The organism is Nocardia sp. CC201C, from assembly GCF_030010695.1.
GTDB classification, from domain to species: domain Bacteria; phylum Actinomycetota; class Actinomycetes; order Mycobacteriales; family Mycobacteriaceae; genus Nocardia; species Nocardia otitidiscaviarum.
In genome coordinates this window covers 1-3,644 of record NZ_JASCXP010000564.1, presented here as the reverse complement: position 1 = coordinate 3,644, position 3,644 = coordinate 1, and the positions used below count along the sequence as shown (strand labels likewise).

Below are 3,644 nucleotides of genomic sequence, written 5' to 3'. Positions count from 1 at the left end.
CACGCTCCCCCTCCCCCCACCGAATTCGACGGCCGAATTCCGCCGGGGCCGAGCCCACCCCCGCCCCCGAACGCCCCCTAAGCTCGAACCCATGCTCACGCTGCTGCTGTACGTGCTGATCGTCGGTCTGGTGGCCGCGCTGCTGTTCCTGGTCGCCAGCGCGGTATTCGGCCGATCCGAGGAGCTGGGTCCGCTCCCCGAGGGCACCACCGCCACCGTGCTCCCCGTCGACGGCATCACCGGCGGCGATGTGCGCGCCCTGCGCTTCCAGCAGGTGCTGCGCGGCTACAAGGCCGGTGAGGTCGACTGGGCCCTGACCCGCCTCGCCGCCCGCATCGACGAACTCGAATGGCAGCTGGCCCAGGCCCGCGCGGGCCAGCCCGCACCGGCCAACGGCACGTCGCGGCACGAGCACACCGCCACTCCGCGCCGTGACGCCGCCAACGGCACTACCGCGCCGGACAGCTACCCCGGACACTGCCCACACCCGGGCGAACCCGCCGCCAGGCCGGTCGACCCCGGGCCGACCACGGCAAGCCACTTCGATACCCACACCGCGCGGACGAATTCCGGCGAACCGCTCACGCCCGGCGACCATGCCGCACGTACCGGCCGATCCTCCGCGTCGACCGAACTCTCCGGAGCGTCGCACCCGGGCGGGACGCCCACCTCCGCGGTCCCGCCGGTCGGGCATCCGCACGGCGGCCCGGCGTTCGGTTCGGTGCCGAGCGATGGCCCGGCCACCACCGGGTCCAGTTCGGTGAACCGGACTACGCCCGCGAGTCCCATCGCGGGAGTACCCGACCACGCGCCCGCGGCGAGTCTGCCGGGCCTGTCGGACGGGCAGGCGATGCCCGGCATCGTGCCGGGCGTCTCCACGCCCGAGACCGAGGCGGACGAGCGGTGACGACCCTGGAATCACCCGCCGACGGACTGACCAGGTGCGGCTGGTCGACCGGATCGCAGCTGTATCGGGATTACCACGACCAGGAATGGGGAAAGCCCCTCCACGGGGATGACGCACTGTTCGAACGGATGTGTCTGGAGGCGTTTCAGTCCGGACTTTCCTGGATCACGATTTTGCGGAAGCGGCCCGCATTCCGGGCGGCGTTCGACGGGTTCGAGATCGAGCGGGTGGCGAAGTTCGGGGACGCCGACGTGGAGCGACTGCTCGGCGATCCGGGCATAGTTCGCAATCGCGCCAAAATCGAGGCTTGTATCACCAATGCCAGGGTTGCCCGGGAGCTCGACACCGGCCTCGACGAGCTGCTCTGGTCGTTCGCGCCGGGGCCGCGACCGCGTCCGGCGACACTGGCCGACGTGCCCGCCGTCACAGCCGAATCCACCGCTCTCGCAAAAGATCTTAAGAAGCGCGGCTTCCGTTTCGTCGGTCCCACGACGGCCTACGCGCTGATGCAGGCGACCGGAATGGTGGATGATCACGTGGCCGATTGCTGGGTACGCCCATAGCACCCGCACGCGCCACAACGGTCGGTTTTTGGAACTCAGGTACCCGCCCCGATCGGCGATAGGGAAGAATGGGTGCGGTGCGGCCCGCCACATACGCGCGGGCTGCCAGTTGGTGACAACTGGAGTTCCATGAAAGTGCGCAGCAGACCGCGCAGATCTGGAGGGAGCAGAGGATGGCGGCCATGAAGCCCCGCACCGGGGACGGTCCCCTCGAGGCAACCAAGGAAGGGCGTGGAATCGTGATGCGGGTTCCACTCGAGGGTGGCGGGCGTCTGGTCGTCGAGCTCACGCCGGAGGAAGCCGCGGCGCTCGGTGACGAACTCAAGAGTGTCACCAGCTAGCAGCCTGAACTGCCGGTGAGCCGCACCGACCCGGTGAACCGGCTCACCGGCACCGCAGCGACGCATCTCGGCGACACCGAACCGCTCACCGGTCCCGTACCGGGCCCGACCGAGCGGCTCTTCGCATGCGCCGATCTACTCTCCTGCCCGGAGTGCGGCCGGGACCTCACCGGCCAGGACCGCACCCTGCGCTGCCCCCGGGGCCACTCCTTCGACCTGGCCAAACAGGGCTACGTCAGCCTCCTCACCGGCTCGTCCACCAGAATGACCGGCGACACCCCGGAAATGCTCGACGCCCGCGCCGCATTCCAAGCCACGGGCCACTTCGCCCCGATAGCCGCGGCCGTGGCCCGCGCGGTGGAACCCGCCGTCGCGCGAGAGGACGGCGGGAACACTGTCTCGTCGACCACGACCACCGCGCCGCGCCGGACCGACGCGGCGGTGTTGGAGATCGGGGCGGGGACCGGGTACTACCTGGCGGCGGTGCTGGATGCGGCGCCCGCCGCGCGGGGGATCGCGGTGGATGTGTCGAAACCGGCGGTGCGGCGATGCGCGCGGGCGCATCGGCGGGCGGGGGCGGTGCTGGCCGATGCGTGGCGGGGGCTGCCCGTGCGCGACGGGGTGCTCGACGCGGTGCTGTGCGTGTTCGCGCCACGCAATGCGGAGGAGGTGGCGCGGGTGCTGACACCGGACGGCCGGTTCGTGGTGGTCACGCCGACCGAGCGGCATCTCGGTGAGCTCATCGGGCCGCTCGCCATGGTGCGGGTGGACGCGGACAAGCAGGAGCGGCTGGCGCGATCGCTGGGTGCGCGGTTCGAACTGCTGGAGCGCACGCCGGTGGAGTACGCGATGACGCTCGACCACGCCGACATCCACCGTGTGGTGCGCATGGGCCCGTCCGCCTTCCACGCGGCCGACACCCGCGACGAACGCGTCGCGGCGCTGCCCGAGCCGTATCCGGTGACCGCCTCGGTCACGGTGTCGGTGTACCGCCCGCGCGGCTGACCGCTCCCAGAGCCAGGTGCCGCTCGCAACGCCATGCCGGTGGACGCCGCGAAGTGCCGCTCCCACAACCGAGCGGGCTGCCGCAACCAAGCCCCACTCGCACCACCGAGCGGTGGCCGCAGCCGGACCCGGCCTGACCGTCCGCCATCCATTGACACCTGGTTCGCTCGTTCGGCCGGGTGCGGCTCCCGGCAGCCCCGACGGGCACGGACCGCGCACCAGCCTCCTCGAATACCCCCGTGTCCGGTTGTGGCGGTACGGTTCTCCGCATGAGCGCTCAGTTCCCGGATCGGCGGTGGGGTCCGCAGACAGGTCTGCTGCGGCGGGCGGCGAGTTCGTTCGCGGCCACCAGCATGGGGTCGACGGTGATTCGCAAGCTCACGCCGCTGGATCGGCGGGTGCTGGAGCGCACCGCGGGCAAGTACACGGTGCTGGGGCCGATCGGTGCGCCGGTGATCCTGTTGACCACCACCGGCCGCAAGTCGGGGCAGCCGCGCACCACGCCGCTGCTGTACGTGCACGACGGCGATGTGCTGTACGTGATCGGCAGCAATTTCGGTCAGGCCACCCATCCGGCGTGGACGGGCAATCTGCTGGCCGATCCGACGGGCACGGTCACCATTGCGGGACAGCGGATTCCGGTGACGGCCACCCGTGTCACCGATCCGGAGCAGCAGGCGGAGATCTTCGCCCGTTTCGAGGAGACCACGCAGGCGTACACCGCCTACAAGGGCCGCACCAGCCGCGAACTGCGCCTGTTCGCTCTGCGCCGCGCCGCCGCCCGGTAGTCACGGCACCGGCGGCAACCTGTCGCGCCGCCACCGCCGC

The 3,644-nt window shown here is 71.0% G+C and carries 4 protein-coding genes and 1 pseudogene; all 5 read left to right on the top strand.

The genetic code is table 11. The features are described 5' to 3' along the window. Window positions 1-91: 91 nt before the first annotated feature. A pseudogene (locus QK444_RS34080) lies at window positions 92-361 on the top strand (DivIVA domain-containing protein); the annotation flags it as partial. A 542-nt stretch (window positions 362-903) separates the two neighbouring features. Further along, window positions 904-1,470 carry a DNA-3-methyladenine glycosylase I gene (locus QK444_RS34075; protein WP_282786131.1) on the top strand — a complete coding sequence of 189 codons (567 nt, stop codon included), beginning with the start codon at window positions 904-906 and terminating at the stop codon, window positions 1,468-1,470. A 173-nt stretch (window positions 1,471-1,643) separates the two neighbouring features. Continuing rightward, window positions 1,644-1,811, top strand: coding sequence for a DUF3117 domain-containing protein (locus tag QK444_RS34070; RefSeq protein WP_006554284.1), 168 nt, complete (start codon window positions 1,644-1,646; stop codon window positions 1,809-1,811). 15 nt (window positions 1,812-1,826) lie between these two features. Next, window positions 1,827-2,816: a putative RNA methyltransferase gene (locus tag QK444_RS34065; protein WP_349239560.1), complete on the top strand. Its 990-nt coding sequence runs from the start codon at window positions 1,827-1,829 to the stop codon at window positions 2,814-2,816. A 269-nt stretch (window positions 2,817-3,085) separates the two neighbouring features. Then, on the top strand, window positions 3,086-3,604 hold the full coding sequence (locus QK444_RS34060) for a nitroreductase family deazaflavin-dependent oxidoreductase (RefSeq protein ID WP_282786130.1): 519 nt from the start codon (window positions 3,086-3,088) through the stop codon (window positions 3,602-3,604). The last annotated feature ends 40 nt before the right edge of the window (window positions 3,605-3,644 follow it).

Bases quoted from the DNA above. Each gene is read 5' to 3' on its own strand.
- QK444_RS34070 (WP_006554284.1), top strand. From the start codon at position 1,644: ATGGCGGCCATGAAGCCCCGCACCGGGGACGGTCCCCTCGAGGCAACC.
- QK444_RS34060 (WP_282786130.1), top strand. From the start codon at position 3,086: ATGAGCGCTCAGTTCCCGGATCGGCGGTGGGGTCCGCAGACAGGTCTG.